Consider the following 20,752-nt stretch of genomic DNA (forward strand, 5'->3'; position numbering starts at 1 on the left):
TTTTCCCTGAATGCAAGGCATAGCCTCCAGTGGGGTTATGGAGGCCATTATGGCAAATTCGCTCAGTGATTTTGATCGTGGCGGGCATCGAATGCGGGGGCGCGGATGCCTAAACTTTTCGTAGACCTTGCGGCGGCCGCCGCATGGGACGACAGTTGAAGCACAGGCGCTCCCGTCACGAGACCACGACACCACGCGACGCGGGCGCGCAGGCGAGACAGGAAGGGGACACAGATGGACGAGCTCTATACCGACGATCAACGCATGATTCGCGACGCCGCGCGCGACTTCTCGACCGAGCGCCTCGCGCCCAATGCGGCGCAATGGGACCGCGACGGCAAGCTGCCCGACGAGGTGGTCGCGCAACTGGGCGAGCTGGGCTTTCTCGGCATGATCGTGCCGCAGGAGCAGGGCGGCTCCTATACCGACTACGTGGCCTATGCGCTCGCGATGGAGGAGATCGCCGCGGGCTGCGCCTCGTGCGCGACGCTCGTGAGCGTGCACAACTCGGTGGGCTGCGGGCCGATCCTCCAGTACGGCACCGACGCGCAGAAGGACCGCTGGCTCGCGAAGCTCGCGAGCGGCGAGATGATCGGCGCGTTTTGCCTGACCGAGCCGCAGGCCGGTTCCGAGGCCAACAACCTGCGCACGCGCGCCGAGCTGCGCGATGGCAAGTGGGTGCTCAACGGCAACAAGCAGTTCGTGACGAACGGCTCGCGCGCGAGCCTCGCCATCGTGTTCGCGGTGACCGATCCCGACGCGGGCAAGCGCGGCATCTCGGCCTTCGTCGTGCCCACCGACACGCCGGGCTTCAACGTGGGGCCGCCCGAGAAGAAGATGGGCATTCGCGCCTCGGACACCTGCCCGATCTCGCTCGTCGACTGCGCGATTCCTGAGGCGAACCTGCTCGGCCAGCGCGGCGAGGGCCTCAAGATCGCGCTCTCGAATCTCGAAGGCGGACGCATCGGCATCGCGGCGCAGGCGCTCGGCATCGCGCGCGCGGCCTTCGACGCGGCGCGCACCTATGCGCACGAGCGCGTGCAGTTCGGCGAGCCGCTGATCCGGCATCAGAGCGTGGCCAACATGCTCGCCGACATGCACACGCGCATCAACGCCGCGCGCCATCTCGTGCATCATGCGGCCAGGCTGCGCACGCGCGGCTTGCCCTGTCTTTCGGAGGCTTCGCAGGCCAAGCTCTATGCTTCCGAAATGGCCGAGGAAGTTTGCTCGCACGCGATCCAGATTCACGGCGGCTATGGCTTCCTCAACGACTATCCGGTCGAGCGCCATTACCGCGACGCGCGCATCACGCAGATCTACGAAGGCACGAGCGAAGTGCAGCGCATGGTGATCGCGCGCCAGCTATAAGGAAGGATAACGAAGTATTGAATGGGTTGAAAAAATAGAGCGCGCACGCGCCTTAGGACAGGAAAGGAGACGACGATGACCGGGTTCACCCCTTCCGCGCAGGCCTTTATCGACGCACGCGATTTGCTGCTGCGTCACCGCACCGACTATGCGCGTGCGTATGAGGCATTCGCGTGGCCGCAGCTCGACACCTTCAACTGGGCGCTCGACTACTTCGACGTGATGGCGCGCGGCAATGACAATCCGGCGCTCTGGATCGTCGACGATCTCGCGAACGGCGGCACGCGCTATTCGTTCGCGCAGATGTCCGAGCGTTCGTCGCGCATGGCGAATTTCCTGCGTGCGGAAGGCGTGGGCCGCGGCGATCGTCTGCTGCTGATGCTACCCAACCGCGTCGAGCTCTGGGACGTGATGCTGGCGGCGATGAAGCTGGGCGCCGTGGTGCTGCCCGCCACCACTCAGCTCTCTCCCGACGACGTGCGCGAGCGCGTGGAGGCGGGCGGCGCGCGCTACGTCGTGGTCGATGCGGCCGAGCTCGCGAAATTCGACACGCTCGATGCAGACGTCAAGCGCATCGCCGTGGGTGCATCGCGCGAAGGCTGGGTCGATCTCTCGCGCGCCTATGAAGCGAGCGCCGCCTTCGAGCCCGATGGCCCGACGCGCGCGAGCGATCCGCTGCTGCTCTATTTCACCTCGGGCACCACGTCGAAGCCGAAGCTCGTCGAGCATACGCACCAGAGCTATCCCGTGGGGCACCTCTCGACGATGTACTGGATCGGCCTCACGCCCGGCGACGTGCACTGGAACATCAGCTCGCCGGGCTGGGCCAAGCATGCGTGGAGCTGCTTGTTCGCGCCGTGGAATGCGCAGGCCTGCGTGTTCGTCTACAACTACGCGCGCTTCGTGCCGAAGGATACGCTCGACGCGCTCGTGCAATGCGGCGTGACTACGCTGTGCGCGCCGCCTACGGTGTGGCGCATGCTCGTGCAGGAGCCGCTCGCGAGCTACGCGGTGAAGCTGCGCGAGATCGTGGGCGCGGGCGAGCCGCTCAATCCCGAGATTATCGAGCGCGTGCGTCACGCGTGGGACATCACGATTCGCGATGGCTATGGCCAGACCGAAACCACTTGCCAGATCGGCAATTCGCCGGGCCAGCCCGTGGTGGCCGGCGCGATGGGCCGGCCGCTGCCGGGCTACCGCGTCGAGCTCGTCGATCCCGACGATCAGCCCGTGAGCGAGGGCGAAATCGCGCTGTCGCTCGCGCATCGTCCGCTCGGTTTGATGACCGGTTACGCGAACAACGCGAAGGCCACCGAGCAGGCCATGCGCAACGGCTACTACCACACGTCCGACGTGGCGCTGCGCCGCGACGACGGCTACTTCGTCTACGTGGGCCGCGCCGACGACGTGTTCAAGTCGTCCGATTACCGCCTGAGTCCGTTCGAGCTCGAGAGCGTGCTGATCGAGCACGAGGCGATTGCCGAAGCGGCCGTCGTGCCGAGCCCCGACCCGTTGCGGCTTTCGGTGCCCAAGGCGTTCGTGATCGTGCGCCAGGGCTACGAGGCCGGCCCCGATCTCGCGCGCGAGGTGTTCCGCTTCTCGCGCGAAAAGCTCGCACCGTACAAGCGCATTCGCCGCCTGCAGTTCAGCGATTTGCCGAAGACCATTTCCGGCAAGATCCGCCGCGTCGAGTTGCGCCGCCGCGAAATGGAGCGCACCGGGGAACCCGCGCGCCAGCCCGACGAATACTGGGAAGAGGACTTCCCCGAGTTGCGTTGAAATCCAGTTGGAGTCCGAAATGATCGAGTTCGAGTACGCGCATGACGGCGCGGTGGCCCTCATCACGCTCGCGCGTCCGCCCGCGAACGCGTTTACCGTCGATGGCCTGGGCCAGCTTCAGGAGGTGATCGAGGCGTTCAACCGCGAGGCGAAGGTGCGTGCCATCGTCATCACCGGCAACGGGTCGAAATTCTTCAGCGCGGGCGCCGACCTGAACGCATTCGCCACGGGCGATCGCGACGTCGCGCGTGCGGCGGCCTCGGCCTTCGGCGCCGCGTTCGAGACGCTGCAGAACGCGCGGCCCGTGGTGATCGCCGCGATCAACGGCTATGCGATGGGCGGCGGGCTAGAATGCGCGCTCGCCTGCGATATCCGTATCGCCGAAGAACACGCGCAGCTCGCGCTGCCCGAGCCCGCCGTGGGCCTGCTGCCATGCGGCTGCGGTACGCAGACGCTGCCCTGGCTCGTGGGCGAGGGCTGGGCCAAGCGCATCATCCTCACCGGCGAGCGCGTGGATGCCGCCACGGCGCTGCGCATCGGCCTCGTCGAAGAAGTGGTCCCGCAGGGCGGGGCGCGCGAGGCCGCGCTCGCCATGGCCGCGCGCGTGGCGTCACTGAGCCCGCAGGCCGTCACGTTCAGCAAGTCGCTGATCCATCAGGCGCGCAACGGCGTGCCGCGCGGCGCGGCGCTCGCGGTGGAACGCGAGCGCTTCGTCGACCTGTTCGATTCGCCCAACCAGCGCGAGGGCGTGAACGCCTTCCTCGAGAAGCGCAAGCCGCACTGGCATATTGAAACGGAGAACTAAGCAATGAATGCACTACCCGCTTCCGCCGAGACTCCACCGGAAGCCGGACAGGACGTGTTGTTCCGCGTGGTCAATCGCGTCGCGATCATCACGCTGAACCGCCCTGCCGCGCTCAACGCGCTTTCGCATGCGATGGTGCGCGAGATTGCCGTGCAGCTCGAACGCGTGCGCCGCGACGACGCGATCGTCGCGCTCGTGCTCGAAGGCGCGGGCCCGAAAGGCTTTTGCGCAGGCGGCGACGTGCGCGCGATCGACCGGCTCGCGCGCGCGGGCGAGCGCCTGGGCGAACACGGCTGGCAGCAGTTCTTCGTCGACGAATATCGGCTCGACTACGCGCTGCATACGTTCGAGAAGCCGCTCGTCGCGCTGCTCGACGGCGTGACGATGGGCGGCGGCATGGGCCTCGGCCAGGCGGCGGCGCTGCGCGTGGCCACGACGCGCACGAAGATCGCGATGCCGGAGACGCGCATCGGCATGTTGCCCGACGTGGGCGCCACGCATTTCCTCGCGAAGATGCCGGTGGAAACCGGGCTCTACGTGGGGCTGACCGGCGTGCTGCTTTCGGGCGCCGACGCACTGCACTGCCATCTCGCCGATATCTGCGTGCCGGGCGAGTGGCTCGACGGCTACGAGGCGCGTCTCGCGCAGGCCCGCTTCGATGGCGACGTGCTCGAAGCGCTGCGCGGCGTGTTTGACGTATCTCGCGACGCGCCGTCTCACGCCGCGGATGCCAGCACGCTGATCGCGCGTGCGCCGCAGATTGCCCGCTACTTCGAGCCGCGTGCGCGCGTCGAGCAGATCGTCGGCGCGTTGCACGCCGACCTCGAGCGCGAGCAGCCCGAGGACGTGCGCGCATGGCTCGAAACCACGCTCGACGCGCTCACGCATTACTCGCCCACGATGCTCGAAGTCACGCGCGAGGCGCTGCTGCGCGGCCGCCAGTTGACACTCGCCGAAAACTTCCGCATGGAGCTCGGGATCGTTGCGCGCGCAATCGAAGAGGGCGACTTCTGCGAAGGCGTGCGTGCGCATCTCGTCGACAAGGACCGCAAGCCGCGCTGGGCGCCCGCGACGCTCGCTGAATTGCGCGAGGAGCGCGTGCGGCATTTCCTGTGCTCGCCGTGGCGTGCGCAGGCGCATCCGCTCGCCGATCTGGGCGCGTGACGCGCGCCATGCGCTGAACGCTCGCGGCGCGCGGATCGTCTGCGCGCCGCATCGTTTCATACTCCACCCGTCCGGCGCTTGGCGCGCCGCGATCTCCCGCAGCACCTCACCCCAAAAAACAACAACGCCCGCCGTGCGCGAGGCAGGGCGGGCGTGGGCTGGCGGCCACCAGCGCGTGCGCGCTTTACAGGTAGCTGCAGCAGTAGTCGAGCGTCTCGACGACGTCGATGTCGAAGCGGCTCTTGCCCGGCACCGAGAACGACTCGCCTGTGCCATAGGTCTTCCACTCATCGCTGCCGTCGAGGCGGATGCGGCACTTGCCGCCTTGCACTTCCATCAGCTCGGGGGCGTCGGTGCCGAAGTTCAGCTGGCCCGGCAGGATCACGCCGAGCGTCTTGCGCGTGCCGTCGGCGAACAGCACCGTGTGCGAGACGCACTTGCCGTCGAAATAGACGTTGGCTTTGCGGACTACGGAAACCTGGTCGAATTGGGTTGCGGCCGTCATGGCGGTCTTCCTCTGAGTCGTCGTGAATGGATGCGTTGGCGCCAGGCGGGCGCGATCCTGCGCGCCCGGAGCGGGACCGACATCATACCGGCCTCGACGCATGCGGCGAAGCGGCCCGGTGCTTTTGGCGGGGTAGGTCTTCCTGAGTCCGTCAGCGAAAACCTGCAAAACGCATAACGACAGTTTACACATCTATAACGTTTAATTACAATTGCAACAGCAAATGAGAATCATACGCATTCGTAAATAAGACTTAACACAGGATTTCGCTGACGCGGGCGGCGCGTGACGCCCGGCTCAGGACGTGTCCGCCTTCAATCCAAACGCTCACCATGTCCGTCCTCTTCCCGACGCGGATGCGCGCTGTCGCGTCCGTTGCAGCCTTGTATTGCTCCGGCTTTTTCGCACCCGCCGTTCACGCCCAGGCCGCTCACGCCGCGCCTGACGCGCCCGTGTCCATCGCCGATGCGGGCGCCGATGCAGGTTCCAATGCAAGCCCCAACGCCGGCGCCAACGCCGCCGCCGAAGCCACTTTGCCCGCCGTGAAGGTCATGTCGGCGCCCTCCGAAATGCAGGCGAAGACGCTCGACTCGTACAAGTTCACCTCGCCGCTCATCGACACGCCGCGCTCGGTCACGGTGATCCCGCAGGAAGTGCTCAAGGAAAAGAACGTCACGACCTTCGAGGACGCGCTGCGCACGGTGCCCGGCATCACCTTCCTCGGCGGCGACGCGGCGGCGAATCCTTCCGCCGATCGTCCCGTGATTCGCGGCTTCGAGTCGCGCAACTCGATCTTCGTCGACGGCATGCGCGACTCGGGCGTGCAGAACCGCGAGACCTTCGACGTCGAGAACATCAGCGTCGTGAAGGGCCCGGACTCGGTCTATGCGGGGCGCGGCTCGGTGGGCGGCAGCATCGACATCACGACCAAGACGCCGCAGAACGACAACTTCATCAACGGCAGCGTGGGTCTGGGTACGGACAGCTACCGCCGCGCGACCGTCGACTGGAACCAGAAGCTCAACGACACCACGGCGATCCGCCTGAACGCGATGGGCCACGACGCCGACCAGCCGGGCCGCACCGACATCTACAGCAAGCGGTGGGGCGTGGCGCCGTCGATCGCGTTCGGCCTGAACACGCCCACCACGGTCACGCTGAGTTACTACCACCTGAACACCTACGACATGCCCGACTTCAGCGTGCCGTTCCGCTCGACGGGCGGCACGCCGGTGCCCACCAATCGCGGCCAGTTCTACGGGCTGAACGCGCGCGACTACCGGCGCGGCCAGAACGACACGGGCGAAGTGAAGGTCGAGCACCGCTTCAACGATGCGTGGAAGCTCAAGAACACGACGATGTTCGGCCGCTCGACGCTCGACTACATTGCGACGAATCCGCAGCTCACGAGCGCGACCTCGAACATCCTGAGCCTGCAGGCGAAGAGCGGCAAATACGCGACCAACAGCGTGGCGAACCAGACCGAGGCTTCGGCCAAGTTCGACCTCTACGGCATGCGTCATACGCTCACGGCGGGCGTGGAGTTCAGCCACGAGCAGGATCTCTACGAGGGCTATCTCGTGGCCGATTCGGCGGGCAACAACATCCGTTCGGGCGGCCCGTGCTCGGTGGCCTACAACTGCACGCCGCTTGCGTACTGGAATCCGAACAATCCGTGGACCGGCAGCGTGCTGCTCAACGGCGACAAGAGCTTCCCGGGACCGGCCACGCATACGCAGACCAATACCGCCTCGGCCTATCTGTTCGACAGCGTGCAGCTTTCCGAGCGCTGGATCTTCAACGCGGGTCTGCGCTTCGACCGCTTCGACGTCACGGCGCAGCAGGCGGGCGTGCCCGATCTGTCGAATACCTCGAACCTCTTCAGCTACCAGTTCGGCCTCGTGTTCAAGCCGATCCAGACTGTGAGCCTGTACGCGTCGTATGGCACCTCGGCGAATCCGCCGGGCGCGAATTCGGGCCTCGGCGGCGGCACCGACCAGATCACGGCGACCAACCAGGACCTCGCGCCCGAGCGCTCGCGCAATATCGAAGTGGGCGCGAAGTGGGACGTGCTCCACGAGCGCCTCTCGCTCACCACGGCGCTGTTCCAGACCGACAAGACCAACGCGCGCGTGAGCGACGGCCTTGGCGGCACGATCAACGCGGGCTCGCAGCGCGTGCGCGGCTTCGAGTTCGGCTTTGCGGGCAACGTGACGAACCAGTGGGCCGTGTTCGGCGGCTACTCGTATCTCGATGCGATCACGACCAACGCGGGCCCGACCAGCCCGCAGAACTCCGGCTTGCCGATGGTGATGGTGCCCAAGCACAACTTCACGCTGTGGACGAGCTACGACGTCATGCCGAAGCTCACGCTGGGCGCGGGCGCGACGGTGTCGAGCGAGACTTATGCGTCGGTGTCGTCGACCACGCGCAAGTGGATTCCGGGCTACGCGCGCTTCGACGCCTCGGCGACGTGGCGCGTGACGAAGAAGGTCGATTTGCAGCTCAACGTGAACAACATCTTCGACAGGAAGTACTACCAGAGCGCGTATCCGATCTACGCGACGTGGGCGCCGGGCCGCTCGGCGATGGTCACGCTGAACTTCTATCAGTGAGGCTTGCGCCGCACGCTCGCATGACGTAAACGAAGCAGGGGGCGCTCGAGGCGCCCCCTGCTTTTTCACACGCGCGTATGCACGTGCTTGCGCGTCATGCAGCGGCCGCGCTTATTCCCCCGTGACCGTGACCGAAGCCTCGGACGTGAGCATCATGAACGTGAAGCTCTCCTGCAGATAGAGGCGCACGACGTTCTCGTCATGCGACGAGTAGCCGATCGAGACGTCCTGGCCCAGGTGCAGCGCGAAGTCGCCGCCGCGCGTGGTGAGGATGCTGCCGCCTTCGAGCGCCGGCGCCCAGATGATCTCGCCTTTCACGAGGCGGCGGATGTGCTCGAGGACCGGGTAGCCCGAGTCGCTCGCCTCGCTCACGGCCGTGTAGGCGTCGGAGCCCAGCAGCACCGCGTAGGGGCCGTCCACGCCTTGCAGGCGCAACTGCTCGAGCGCCTTGGCGATCACGGTCGGGTAATCGGCCACGTCGGCGGGCATCGGCAGCAGCGGGTTCGACGTGCCTTCGCGAATGCCCGTGATCTGCGCGGCCTTGTAGCCGTCGAAGATCGCGCGGTCTTCGGCGAACGCGAGGCGCGTGGCCGCGTCCTTGGCCGGCTGCCAGTCGGAGTCTTCCGCGCCGCGCTCGACGTCGTCGATGGCTTCGCGCGAAAGCTCGAACGGCACGCGCAGCTCGACCAGCGCCTTCACTTCGCGCTGGCGCGCGCGGATGCCTTCGAGCGGCGCCTCGATGCCGCTCTGGTGACCGGTGCCGACGGCGGCGAGGTCCATGCCGCCGGGGCCGTTCACGTCGACGACGCGGCGGCCCGCGAGCGAGCGCTTGAAGGTGCGCGCGACTTCTTCTTCGATTTGCGACCACGCAGCCGTGGAAATGGGCGCCAGCTCGCGATGCAGATTATTCATACCGGGGTGCTCCTTTGAGGGATCCAATGGCGAGCGAGCCGTCCGCGCACGGCACGGCAGCGGGCTCGGGTTCAGGTTGGTCGTTCGTGTTCGTGTTTGCGTTCGCGTCGGCGGGGGCCACGTCGATGGTGGCGGCCGAGCCCGGCACGCGCTCGGCGAGCGCTTCGAGCAGCGGCTCCGAGGGCACGAAGAACAGGCTCCCCGTGACGGCGCGGCTGAAGTCGAGCAGACGGTCGTAGTTGCCGGGCGGCTTGCCGACGAACATGTTTTCGAGCATCTGCTCGATGGGCGCGGGCGAGCGCGCGTAGCCGATGAAGTAGGTGCCGAATTCGCCGGAGCCGGGCCGGCCGAACGGCATGTTGTCGCGCAGGATCTTGATCTCGTTGCCGTCGGCGTCTTCGAGCGTGGTGAGCGAGCTGTGCGAGCAGCTCGGCTTCACGCTTTCGTCGAGCTCGATGTCCTGCAGCTTGGTGCGCCCGATGACGCGCTCCTGCGCCTCCACGGTGAGCGCGTTCCAGCCTTTCATGTCGTGCAGGTACTTTTGCACCAGCACGTAGCTGCCGCCCGCGAAATCGGGGTCCTCGTCGGGGCCGATCACCGTGAAATGCACGGCCTCGTTGCCGCTGGGATTCTCGGTGCCGTCGACGAAGCCGATCATCGCGCGCATGTCGAAATTGCGGAAGCCGTGCACTTCATCGACGGTCGTGACCGCGCCTTCGAGCCGGCTCATCAGTTGCGTGGCCAGCTCGAAGCAGAGGTCGGTCTGGTCGGCGCGGATGTGCAGGAGCAGGTCGCCGGGCGTGGCGAGCGCCACGCGCTCGCCCGAGCCGAATTCGCGGAACGGATGCAGCTCGGCCGGGCGCGGGTCGCCGAACAAGCGGTCCCATGCGTCGGACGAAAAGCCCACCACGCACGAGAGGTTGCCGCCCGGCACGCGCTTGCCGACCGCGCGCACGAGATTGGCGACGTCGGCGCACCAGGCGCGCACGGCGGCGCGGCTCGCGGCGTCTTCGTTGAGGGTCGCGACGATGAAGAACGCGCTGCGGGTGACGGGAGTGGAAACAGACTGCGGATCGGGCGTTGCGGTGGACGGCGTCATGGTGTGGGGTATCGCTCGGCTTGGTTTGGCTTTGTTCGGTGCCAGGTCGGGGCGCAGGGCGCTTGCGGGGTGCCGCTCGCGGCGGGCGCGCCAAGGCGCCGCGCGAGCCGGCTGCCCGCATAGTTTAGCCAAACTCGCGAAAAAGGGCGGTTTGCAGGCGAGCGGCCTGGCGTGCGACGATAGTCGTCGTCACGGCCTCTGAGAGACACACCATGTGGGATCACACCGAGCATGAAGGCTTCGAGATCTGGGTGTTGCCGATTCCGGCGTTCGGGCCGCGCTCGCCCGAGCCGCTCTTTCATTACAGCGGCTATATCTGCCGCCATGGTGCGGACGCGCATCTGGAAGGACGCAGCATCCGCTTTCACGATCTGATGCGCAACTACGTCGGCCCCGATGCCGCGCTCGACGCGGCCTACGCCGACGCGCGCGAGCGCATCGACCGCTTTCGGGCGACGGGAAGCTGGGCGGAAAGCCACGGCGGTTAGCGCGGCCGGGGCGCCGATGCGGGACGGTGGGGCTGGCGGGTTGCGCGGATATGGCGGCCTCGGCGGGTTGATCAGGCTCGGCGAGTTGCGCAGGTTCAGTGGATCTAACGGCTCCAGCAGGCGCGTTGGGCTCAGCGGCCGCCGGAAACGATCAGCGTCACGGGCCGGCCTTCGCAGCCCTCGCTGCCCGGCATGGTGATCGCGCGCCAGCTCGGGGGCTGGCCCGGCGCAGCCAGGTCGGGGCGGGCGTCGCGCGCGTTGGCGGCATTGTCGGTGTAGGTGGCCAGCACGTTGAACGGCCAGGACGCGCGCCGCAAGCGCTCGTGCACGAGCGAGCCCGCCCAGATCGGCGTGAGCTCCGAGCCGCCGGACGCTGGCGTCGGTGGTGTTGCCGTCGTGCCCGCGCGCCGCTCGATCGCATAGCCCGTCGGCCAGAAGCGCAGCACGTCGCGGCGGCTGCCGGGCCGCGCCGGTCCGCTGGGCAGATACGCGCGCTCGAACACGAGCGGCGAGGGCATGCCGTTGTTCAGCTTGGGCAAAAGCGGCAGCGAAAGCACATCCACGTTCGGCGCGACGAGCGAGAGCACGCTCTTCAGCGAGAACTGCGTGCCCTCGCTCCAGCCCGCGTCGCGCAGCGCCGCGCGCAGATCGCTCGCGCTGGCGGCCCACTGGATCGTCATCGGCTCGCGCCGCTCGCCCTTCATGTCGATGCGATAGCACGCGAACGTCCTCCAGAGCGAATCGGTCCACGCGAGCTGCGTGACGGACACGGGCGGCGCCTCCTCGTGCGAAGCGAGCTCGGCCTCGCGCTGCGCCACGCCGCGCTGCAGCACGAAGGCCAGTGCGAGCACGGCGAGCACGACGGACGGCATCACGTTGCGAGCGGCGGGCCGTTGCGGATAGCGCCACAGCGAGAGCAGCACGACCGCCCCCACCCAGATCGAGGCGAACGCGGCGCCGCCGATGGCGTCGGAGAACAGGAAGCGGTCGAAATAGAGGCCCGCGAACGTGACCGCCACCACGATCGCGTTGCCCACCGTCGCGACCATGGCCGCCTGCGCCATGTTCACGCGCCGCACGAGCAGGAACATCGCGAAGCCGTAGACGATCACCATCGAGGCCACGCGGTCGCTCGGGAACACATAGGCGCCCACGTGCGCCGCGCCGTTGATGTCGTGGTGGATCGCGAAGCGCAGCACGAGGATGAGCGCCTGCGAGACGCCCGCGGCGAGCGCCCAGTAGCCGATGGTGCGCCAGCGCCGCTCGAGCGCCATCCACGCCGTGACGGTGGCCACGAGCGCCGCGAGCGTGTAGTTGCTGCCGAGCGTTTCGACGTGGGCGAGGACCTCGTCGGCCCAGGTGGTGTGGATCGAGTGGAGGAACTGGCGCACCGACTGGTCGACCTGCACGAGCGGCGCGCCGTGCAGCAGATTGCTCAGCACATAGGAAAACACGGCCGCGCACACGGGCACGAGCGCCGTGACGACGAGCAGCGCGGCGAGCGCCGGCTGCTGCGGATCGAGCACCCGCGCGAGACGGCGGCCCGCCGGCCCCTGGTGGCCCGCGGCCCAGCGCGCCGCGGCGCGGCGCGAGTCGCTGGCCCAGGCGTCCAGGTGGCCCAGCAGCATGTGCGTGAAGCGCCAGATCAGCCAGCCGGCGAGCACGATGATCGCGAGCGCGACCACGAGCCGGAACGACACGGCGCCCGCCAGTTGCAGCGACGCGCCGAACACCACGCCCGGCACGATGTGCGCGGGCGCCCAGACGAGCGCCGAGATCACGTTCATCGCGAAGAAGCGCAGCGGCGACATGCCCGCCATGCCCGCGACCACGGGCACCACCGCGCGCAGCGGCGCGATGAAGCGCGCGAGGATCACGCTGCGCGTGCCGTGGCTTTCGAAATAGGCCTGCGCTTTTTCGAGGATGCCGGGATGATGGCTGAACGGCCAGACCTGGGCGATGGAGTCGCGATAGCGGCGGCCGATCCAGAAGCTCAGGGCGTCGCCGGCCACGGCGCCCGCGATCGCGCAGACGAACAGCCAGCCCAGATTGAGCGTGCCCGTGCCCGCGAAGGCGCCCGCGATGAACATGGCCGTGCTGCCGGGGAAAAACGTGCCGACGAGCGCGAGCGACTCGACGAATGCGGCGAACACCACGAACGCGAGCGTCCAGCCCGGGTAGTCGGCAAGCAGGTGCAGCAACTGGACGTAGGCGTGCTCCATCGACGAGGCGGCTTCGGTGCGGGCGTGGCGGCGGTTGATCGGGCAGGGGACCGCGCTGCCCGGGTGCGCCAGGTCGAGCCCGATTGCACACGGTCGCGCGCGGCGCCCCCTGCGCAATATAACCGGCCACGCAATTGCGCGCGTGGAGCGAGAGTGGTGGCCGCGATGGCGTGCGCTCGACGCGCGTCTCGCGGCCCGCGCCCCGTCAGGCGAGCGTGCTTGCCAGCTCCGGCACGACCGTGAACAGATCGCCGACGAGACCGTAATCGGCCACGCTGAAGATCGGTGCCTCTTCGTCCTTGTTGATCGCCACGATCACCTTCGAGTCTTTCATGCCCGCGAGATGCTGGATCGCGCCCGAGATACCGACCGCGATGTAAAGCTGCGGCGCGACGATCTTGCCGGTTTGACCCACTTGATAATCGTTGGGCACGTAGCCCGCATCGACCGCCGCGCGCGAGGCGCCCAGTGCCGCGTTGAGCTTGTCGGCGAGCGGTTCGAGAACCTTCGTGTAGTTCTCGCCGCTGCCCAGACCACGGCCGCCCGAGACGATGATCTTCGCGCTCGTTAGTTCCGGACGGTCGAGCTTCGTGACCTCACGGCCGACGAACTGCGAGAGGCCGCTGTCTGCTGCCGCTTCGAGCTTTTCGACCGCTGCGCTACCGCCAACGGCCGCGACCGCATCGAATGCCGTGGTACGGACCGTGATGACCTTGATGGCGTCTTGCGATTGCACGGTGGCAATCGCGTTGCCCGCGTAGATCGGACGCTCGAACGTGTCCGGCGAATCCACTGCGGTGATATCGCTGATCTGCGCGACGTCGAGCTTCGCGGCAATACGTGGCGTGACGTTCTTGCCCGCTGCCGTTGCAGGAGCCAGGATGTGCGAGTAGTTCTTTGCCGGGTCTTGCACAAGCGTCAGGACCGTCGCTTCGACGTTTTCAGCAAGACCCACTTCGAGCTGCGGCGCATCGGCCAGCAGCACCTTCGACACGCCTGCGATCTTCGCTGCCGCATCGGCAGCGGCTTGCGCGTTGTGACCCGCGATCAGCACGTGCACGTCGCCGCCAATCTTCTGTGCCGCAGCAACTGTATTCAGCGTTGCCGCTTTAATCGACACGTTATCGTGTTCGGCAATAACCAGACTCGTCATTTTTTCCTCGCTTCTCACAGCACCTTGGCTTCGGTCTTCAGCTTCTCGACCAGCGTCTTCACGTCGGCGACCTTCACGCCTGCGGAACGCTTGGGCGGCTCGGCCACCTTCAGCGTCTTCAGACGCGGCGCCACGTCCACACCCAGATCCTCAGGCTTGACCGTCTCCAGCGGCTTCTTCTTCGCCTTCATGATGTTGGGCAGCGTGACATAGCGCGGCTCGTTCAAACGAAGATCGGTGGTCACCACAGCGGGCAATTGCAGGGAAAGCGTTTCAGCACCGCCATCGACTTCACGCGCAACCGTGGCCTTGCCGTCGGCGACGGTGATCTTCGAAGCAAACGTTGCCTGAGGCAGACCCGCCAAAGCCGCAAGCATCTGCCCGGTCTGGTTCGAATCATCGTCGATAGCCTGCTTGCCGAGAATGATCAGCGAAGGCTGCTCCTTATCGACGAGCGCCTTCAAAAGCTTCGCCACCGCAAGCGGCTGCAACTCCTCATTCGATTCGATCAGCACAGCGCGATCCGCGCCGATCGCGAGCGCCGTACGCAGCGTCTCCTGCGCCTGCACGACCCCGGCGGACACAGCGATAACTTCCGTCGCTACGCCCGCCTCTTTCAACCGCACCGCCTCTTCAACCGCAATCTCATCGAACGGATTCATCGAGAACTTCACGTTCGCGATATCCACGCCCGTGCCATCCGACTTCACACGAACCTTCACGTTGTAATCGACCACGCGCTTGACGGGTACGAGAATTTTCATAGCACTCCTCCTGATGCACCTGATTTCAAACCGGTCAAATAACGCCTTTGCTCTTGAGCTCGGCGAGCTTTTCCGCCGAATAGCCCAGCGTCTGTTCCAGCACGTCGCGCGTGCCTTCGCCCAGTTGCGGCGGCGCGCGGCGCACGGGCATGCGTTCGCCGTCGAAGCGCCACGGCGGCGCGAGCACCGGCGTCGTGCCGCTTTCCGTGTGCGGATGCGGTTGCTGCGTGACGAGTCCTCCCTGCGTCGCGCGCGGCGAGAGCAGCGCTTCGCGCAGGCCCGCCACTTCGCCGCACGGAACGCCGGCGCGTGCGAGGCGTTCGAGCAGCAGCTTGCGAGGGCGGCTGCCCAGCTCGCGCGTGAGTTCGGGCAAGAGCGTTTCGCGGTTCTGCCCGCGCAGGATATTGGTCTTGTAGCGCGCGTCGTCGGCAAGGTCGGGGCGCTCGATCACCTCGCGGCAAAAGCGCTCGAATTGCGCGTTGTTGCCCACGGTGATGACGAGCGGACCATCGGCCGCATCGAACACGCCATAAGGCACGATGGACGGATGCGCGTTGCCGTAGCGCGGCGGGTCCTCGCCTATCAGCAGCGCTTCGAGCCCGTAGTAGGCGGTGATCATGAGACCGCAGTCGAACAGCGCCATTTCGATGTGGCGCCCGCGCCCGGTGCGCTCGCGCTCGTAGAGCGCGGCCAGTATCGCCTGCGCCGAATACATGCCCGTGAACAGATCGACTGCGGCCACGCCGAACTTCAGCGGCGGCTGATGCGCCTCGCCGTTCAGCGCCATCAGGCCTGCTTCGCCCTGCACCACGAGGTCGTAGCCGGGGCGCTTCGCCTCGGGCCCGGTGCGGTCGTAGCCGGTAATCGAGCAATAGATCAGACGCGGATTCGCGGCGCTCAGTGCTTCATAGCCGAGGCCGAGCTTGTCGATGCCGCCGAACTTGAAGTTCTGAATGAGGACGTCGCAGGTCTTCGCCAGCTCGCGCGCGATCTGCTGGCCTTCGGGTGTTTGCAGGTCGAGCGTGACCGAACGCTTGTTGCGGTTCACGCTGTTGAAATACGCGGTCTCGGTCTTGCCGACGCGCACGCCCCAGTCGCGCGTGTCGTCGCCGCGGCCGGGATGCTCGACCTTGATGACTTCTGCGCCGAGGTCGCCGAGCACCATCGCGCTCCACGGTCCGGCCAGCACGCGAGAAAAATCGAGGACGCGTACGCCCGCCAGTGGCAGGCTCGGGTTGTCGCTCTGCATCAGCAGGCACTCCTGGTTCGTTGGGAATGGAAGGCCACGCCGCGCGTCATACGCGGCGGCGAGCTTTCGCATCGCCCGCAAGGGTTAGGCGGCGGCGGGTTCCAGTGCGATATAGCGCGCGAGATGATGATCTTCGTCGCCGAGCTGATGGTCGATCATCACGAGGCGCTTGGCGTAGTGCGCGAGCGGCAGCTCCCACGTCATGCCGATGCCGCCGTGCAGCTGAATCGCTTCTTCGGCCACGCGCGCGCCGATGCGCCCGATCGTGTACTTGGCCGCCGAAAGCGCCCGCTCGCGCGCGACGCGCGGCGCGTCGATGGCTGCCGCCGCGTTGATGACCGCCGAGCGCGCCTGCTCGATTTCGAGCAGCACGTCGGCCATGCGGTGCTGCAACGCCTGGAAGCTGCCGATGGGCGCGCCGAACTGCTTGCGCGTGCGCAGGTAGTCGAGCGTGTAATCGCGCGCGACGTCCATCGCGCCCACGGCTTCTGAAGCGAGCGCGAGCAGGCCATAGCCGCGCGCGTGTTCGAGCGTCGCGAAGCCCGTGCCGGCCGCGCCCACGAGCGCGTCGGCGCCCAGCGTCACGTTGTCGAGCCTCACTTCCGCCGCGCGTCCGCCGTCGATCTTGCGATAGCCGCGCACGCTCACGCCCTGTGCATCGCGCGGCACGAGGAACAGCGCAATGCCCGCTTCGTCGAATTCGTCGCCCGAGATGCGCGCGCTAACGAGCAGCACGTCGGCGTGTTCCGCATGCTGCACGACGCCTTTCGCGCCTTGCAGCAGCCAGCCGTCACCGGTCTTTTCGGCGCGCGTGCTCACGCGCGACGCTTCGTAATGCGAGCCCGGCTCGTCGTGCGCGAGGGCCGCGATCTGCGAGCCGTCGATGAACGAGGCGATGCGCGCGCGTTGCGCATCGCTGCCCGCCTGCGCGAGCGCGCGGCCCACGATCATCGTATCGAGGAACGGCTCGACCACGAGACCGCGCCCGAGCGACTCGAATACCACGGCGACGTCGAAGCCCTGGCCGCCGAAGCCGCCATCGGCCTCGTCGAACAGCGCGCCGATCACGCCCAGCTCCGCGAAGCGCTGCCACATTTCGGCGCTGAAACCGTCACTGGAGCGCGCGATTTTATCGCGTGCATCGAAACCATATTGCTCGGCGATGAAGCGGTTGAGCGTGTCCGCAAGCATGCGGCGGTCTTCGGTGTGCTCGAAGTTCATGGCGGGGCCTCTCAAAGACCGAGAATCATCTTGGAGATGATGTTCTTCTGGATTTCGTTGGAGCCGCCGAAGATCGACAGCTTGCGGTTGTTGAAGTAGAGCGCCGCGGCGCTGGCGGCTTCCTCGGGGCCGATGGCTTCGCCCTCGTAGCCTTCCTGCAGCGCTTCTTCGACGAAGGGCGCCGCATACGGACCCATCGCGCGGCGCAGCAGCGACGAAATCTCCTGACGAATTTCCGTGCCGCGAATCTTGAGCATCGAGCTTTCCGCGCCCGGCACGCCGCCGCCGGCCACGGCCGCGATCACGCGCAGATTCGTGGTCTTCATGTTCTCGAGGTCGATCTCGACCTTGGCCACGCGCGCCGCGAACTGCGGGTCCTGCGCGAGCGGCTTGCCGTTGCGCTTGACCGTTTGCGCGGCGCGCTTCAGGCGCGCGAGCGCCGCCACCGAAAAGCCCACGCCCGCGATGTTGGTGCGCTCATAGGTGAGCAGGTACTTCGCGTAGGTCCAGCCCTTGTTTTCCTCGCCGACGAGGTTCTCGACCGGCACGCGCACGTCGGTGAAAAATACTTCGTTCACCTCATGTTCGCCGTCGAGCGTGATGATCGGGCGCACCTCGATGCCCGGCGTGTTCATGTCGATCAGCAAAAAGCTGATGCCTTCCTGCTTGCGCACGTCGGTGGCGGTGCGCACGAGGCAGAAGATCATGTTCGCATAGTGGCCGAGCGTGGTCCATGTCTTCTGGCCGTTCACCACGTAGTGATCACCTTGCTCGTCGGTCTTGCGCACGGCGCTCGTGCGCACCGAGGCGAGATCCGAGCCCGCGCCCGGTTCCGAATAGCCCTGGCACCACCAGTCGGAGCCGTCGAGAATGCGCGGCAGCCAGTGGCGCTTTTGCGCCTCGCTACCGTACTTGATGAGCACGGGCCCGAGCATGTTCACGCCGAACGGCACGATGCGCGGTGCGCCCGCAATCGCGCATTCGTTCTCGAAGATGAACTTCTGCACGGCGCTCCAGCCGGGGCCGCCGTATTCCTTCGGCCAGTGATTCGCGAACCAGCCTTTCTCGTTGAGGATCGCGTGCCATTGCGCCATGTCCTCACGCGTGAGATGGCGGCCGTTGCGCACCTTGTCGGCAATGCGCTGCGGCAGGCGCTCGCGCAGGAAGTCGAGTACTTCGCTGCGGAAGGCTTCTTCTTCGGCGGTGAATTTCAGATCCATGTGTCTTGCTCCTGGCGGACCCTGCGCGAGCGCGGGCCAAGCCCTGTATTCAGGCGGTTTGGTTCAGGCTCGAGAAGTCCGCGCCACGCTCGACCAGCTCGACGAGCAGCGGCGAAGGACGCCAGAACAGCGGGTCTTCCTTCGCGAACTCGCGAATGTCGGCGAGCACGTTCGCGAGGCCCACGGTATCGGCATACTTCATCGGGCCGCCGCGATAGCGCGGGAAGCCATAGCCGTAGAGCAGCGTCACGTCCACGTCGAGCGGACGCAGCGCAATCTTCTCGAACACCACGTTCGCGCCTTCGTTGATCATCGCGGCCATGTAGCGGCGGATGATTTCTTCGTCGCTGAAGGTGCGCGGCGTGATGCCGGCGCGCTCGCGCTCGGCGGCGATGATCGTTTCCACTTCGGGATCGGGCGCGCCGGTGCGCGCGCCTTCGGGGTAGAGATAGAAGCCGCGGCCCGTCTTCTGGCCGAACCAGCCGCGCTCACAGAGGCGGTCGGCGATCTGCACGTAGCGCGCGTTCGGGTCGCGCGTGGCCGCGCGGCGCTTGCGCGTGGCCCAGCCGATGTCGCCGCCCGCGAGATCGACCACCTGGTACGGGCCCATCGGGAAGCCGAACTCGCGCACGGCCTTGTCGATCTGGTACGGCGAGGCGCCGTCTTCCATCAGGTGATCGGCGGCCGTGCGATACACGGCGAGGACGCGATTGCCGATGAAGCCGTCGCAGACGCCCGCGCGCACCGGCACCTTGCGCAGCTTCTTCGCGAGATCGAATGCGGTGGCCACGACGTCGGCGCTCACGGCTTTCGGCACCACGACTTCGAGCAGCTTCATGATGTTCGCGGGCGAGAAGAAGTGCAGGCCGACCACGTCCTGCGCACGCGTGATGCTGGCCGCGATGGCGTCGATGTCGAGATACGAGGTGTTGGTCGCGAGCACCGCGCCCGGCTTGCAGACACGATCGAGCTCGGCGAATACGGCCTGCTTCACGGCCATGTCCTCGAACACGGCCTCGATCACGAGATCGGCGTTCGCGAGCGCATCGTACGAGGTGCTGCCGCTGAAGCGCGCGAGGATCTGCGTCTTCGCTTCGGGCTTCATGCGGCCCTTGGCGATCAGGCCGTCATAGACTTTTTCGACGTGCGCGCGGCCGCGTGCGAGCGCGGCGTCGTCGCGCTCGATCATCGTCACGGGCAGGCCCGCGTCGAGCACGGCCACGGCAATGCCCGCGCCCATCGTGCCGCCGCCGATCACGCCCACGGTTTCGATCGCGCGTGGCGCGGCGCTCTTCGTTTCAGGGGCTTTCTGCACTTCGCGCTCGGCGAAGAACGCGTGCACGAGGCCCGCGCGCTGCGGGCTTTCGAGGCAGGCGAGGAACTGCTTGCGCTCGAAACGCAGGCCTTCGTCGAACGATTCGTCGAGCGCGGCCTGCACGCAATCGACGATCTTCAGCGGCGAGAACAGTCCGCGCGACTTCTTTGCGGTCTCGGCGCGCGCGGCGTCGATGGCGGCTTGCGCGGCGGCGCGGTCGGCCAGCCCTTGCGCGTCGCGCGTGCGGCGCACGTGGGCATGGCCGGCGAGCAGTTCCTGCGCGTAGGCGAGGCCTTCGGCGAGGATATCGTCGCTCGCGCCCGCGCGGTCGACGAGCCCGAGCTTCAGCGCTTCGGCCGCGCCCACGTGGCGGCCGCTCAGCATCAGCGAGAGCGCCGCTTCGGCGCCGATCAGGCGCGGCGTGCGCTGCGTGCCGCCCGCGCCGGGCAAGAGGCCCAGCTGGACTTCGGGCAGGCCGAGCTTCGCGCCCGTCACGGCGAGACGGTAATGCGCGGCCAGCGCGATCTCGAGACCGCCGCCGAGCGCCGCGCCATGAATGGCCGCGATCACGGGCTTGTGGCAGGCCTCGATGCGATTGCAGACGTCGGGAAGCGCGGGCGGCTGCGGCGGCTTGCCGAATTCGCGGATATCCGCGCCGGCGATGAAGTTGCGTCCCGCGCCGACGATCAGCACGGCCTGCACGGCCGCGTTCGCCTCGGCATGCTCGATGGAGGCGGCGAGACCGCGCCGCACGTCCACGCCCAGCGCGTTCACGGGCGGATTGTCGACGGTGACGAGCAGCACCTTGCCGCGCAGTTCATGGGTGACGGGGGAAAAAGCGGGGGCGGCCGTTTCGGTTGCCATGCAGGATGT

Annotated in this window: 16 protein-coding genes; 6 read left to right on the forward strand and 10 right to left on the reverse strand. The window is 67.0% G+C overall.

Annotation, left to right across the window (positions count from 1 at the left end; translation table 11 throughout):
* Window positions 1-234 precede the first annotated feature (234 nt).
* From U5775_RS25450 to U5775_RS25465, 4 genes are all read left to right on the forward strand, one after another.
* Complete coding sequence (locus U5775_RS25450; RefSeq protein ID WP_322060867.1) at window positions 235-1,368, forward strand: acyl-CoA dehydrogenase; 1,134 nt, start codon at window positions 235-237, stop codon at window positions 1,366-1,368.
* Between the two features lie 75 nt (window positions 1,369-1,443).
* On the forward strand, window positions 1,444-3,147 hold the full coding sequence (locus U5775_RS25455) for an AMP-binding protein (RefSeq protein WP_322060868.1): 1,704 nt from the start codon (window positions 1,444-1,446) through the stop codon (window positions 3,145-3,147).
* A gap of 19 nt (window positions 3,148-3,166) precedes the next feature.
* Entirely contained in the window at window positions 3,167-3,952 is a 786-nt protein-coding gene (locus U5775_RS25460) for an enoyl-CoA hydratase (RefSeq protein ID WP_322060869.1), read from the forward strand.
* Window positions 3,953-3,955: 3 nt separating this feature from the next.
* Window positions 3,956-5,116 carry an enoyl-CoA hydratase/isomerase family protein gene (locus U5775_RS25465; RefSeq protein WP_322060870.1) on the forward strand — a complete coding sequence of 387 codons (1,161 nt, stop codon included), beginning with the start codon at window positions 3,956-3,958 and terminating at the stop codon, window positions 5,114-5,116.
* Between the two features lie 184 nt (window positions 5,117-5,300).
* Here the strand turns inward: U5775_RS25465 and U5775_RS25470 are convergent, their stop codons facing one another.
* On the reverse strand, window positions 5,301-5,621 hold the full coding sequence (locus U5775_RS25470) for a pyrimidine/purine nucleoside phosphorylase (RefSeq protein ID WP_322060871.1): 321 nt from the start codon (window positions 5,619-5,621) through the stop codon (window positions 5,301-5,303).
* Between the two features lie 332 nt (window positions 5,622-5,953).
* Between U5775_RS25470 and U5775_RS25475 the strand changes: the two genes are divergently transcribed.
* Window positions 5,954-8,236, forward strand: a complete 2,283-nt coding sequence (locus U5775_RS25475; protein ID WP_322060872.1) for a TonB-dependent siderophore receptor — start codon at window positions 5,954-5,956, stop codon at window positions 8,234-8,236.
* A 111-nt stretch (window positions 8,237-8,347) separates the two neighbouring features.
* On the opposite strand, the gene U5775_RS25480 is transcribed toward U5775_RS25475, so the two are convergent.
* Window positions 8,348-9,148, reverse strand: a complete 801-nt coding sequence (locus U5775_RS25480) for a family 1 encapsulin nanocompartment shell protein (protein WP_322060873.1) — start codon at window positions 9,146-9,148, stop codon at window positions 8,348-8,350.
* A complete protein-coding gene (locus U5775_RS25485) occupies window positions 9,141-10,247 on the reverse strand; it encodes a Dyp-type peroxidase (RefSeq protein ID WP_322060874.1) in 1,107 nt (368 codons plus the stop codon). Before U5775_RS25485 ends, U5775_RS25480 begins: the two co-directional genes overlap by 8 nt.
* Before the next feature lie 212 nt (window positions 10,248-10,459).
* On the opposite strand from U5775_RS25485, the gene U5775_RS25490 reads away from it, so the two are divergent.
* A complete protein-coding gene (locus U5775_RS25490) occupies window positions 10,460-10,735 on the forward strand; it encodes a hypothetical protein (protein WP_322060875.1) in 276 nt (91 codons plus the stop codon).
* A 131-nt stretch (window positions 10,736-10,866) separates the two neighbouring features.
* On the opposite strand, the gene U5775_RS25495 is transcribed toward U5775_RS25490, so the two are convergent.
* The 7 genes from U5775_RS25495 to U5775_RS25525 all read right to left on the reverse strand — a co-directional run bounded on the left by U5775_RS25495 (window position 10,867) and on the right by U5775_RS25525 (window position 20,743).
* Window positions 10,867-12,957 (reverse strand): VTT domain-containing protein, encoded by a 2,091-nt coding sequence (locus U5775_RS25495; RefSeq protein WP_322060876.1) that lies wholly within the window; start codon window positions 12,955-12,957, stop codon window positions 10,867-10,869.
* Window positions 12,958-13,162: 205 nt separating this feature from the next.
* Window positions 13,163-14,110 carry an electron transfer flavoprotein subunit alpha/FixB family protein gene (locus U5775_RS25500; RefSeq protein WP_322060877.1) on the reverse strand — a complete coding sequence of 316 codons (948 nt, stop codon included), beginning with the start codon at window positions 14,108-14,110 and terminating at the stop codon, window positions 13,163-13,165.
* A 14-nt stretch (window positions 14,111-14,124) separates the two neighbouring features.
* Window positions 14,125-14,874 carry an electron transfer flavoprotein subunit beta/FixA family protein gene (locus U5775_RS25505; protein ID WP_322060878.1) on the reverse strand — a complete coding sequence of 250 codons (750 nt, stop codon included), beginning with the start codon at window positions 14,872-14,874 and terminating at the stop codon, window positions 14,125-14,127.
* A gap of 34 nt (window positions 14,875-14,908) precedes the next feature.
* Entirely contained in the window at window positions 14,909-16,123 is a 1,215-nt protein-coding gene (locus U5775_RS25510) for a CaiB/BaiF CoA-transferase family protein (RefSeq protein WP_322060879.1), read from the reverse strand.
* Between the two features lie 84 nt (window positions 16,124-16,207).
* On the reverse strand, window positions 16,208-17,344 hold the full coding sequence (locus U5775_RS25515) for an acyl-CoA dehydrogenase (RefSeq protein WP_322060880.1): 1,137 nt from the start codon (window positions 17,342-17,344) through the stop codon (window positions 16,208-16,210).
* A gap of 11 nt (window positions 17,345-17,355) precedes the next feature.
* Entirely contained in the window at window positions 17,356-18,564 is a 1,209-nt protein-coding gene (locus U5775_RS25520) for an acyl-CoA dehydrogenase family protein (RefSeq protein WP_322060881.1), read from the reverse strand.
* Between the two features lie 49 nt (window positions 18,565-18,613).
* Entirely contained in the window at window positions 18,614-20,743 is a 2,130-nt protein-coding gene (locus U5775_RS25525; protein ID WP_322060882.1) for a 3-hydroxyacyl-CoA dehydrogenase NAD-binding domain-containing protein, read from the reverse strand.
* Window positions 20,744-20,752: the final 9 nt, after the last annotated feature.

The organism is Paraburkholderia sp. J63, from assembly GCF_905220245.1.
Classification (GTDB): Bacteria; Pseudomonadota; Gammaproteobacteria; order Burkholderiales; family Burkholderiaceae; genus Paraburkholderia.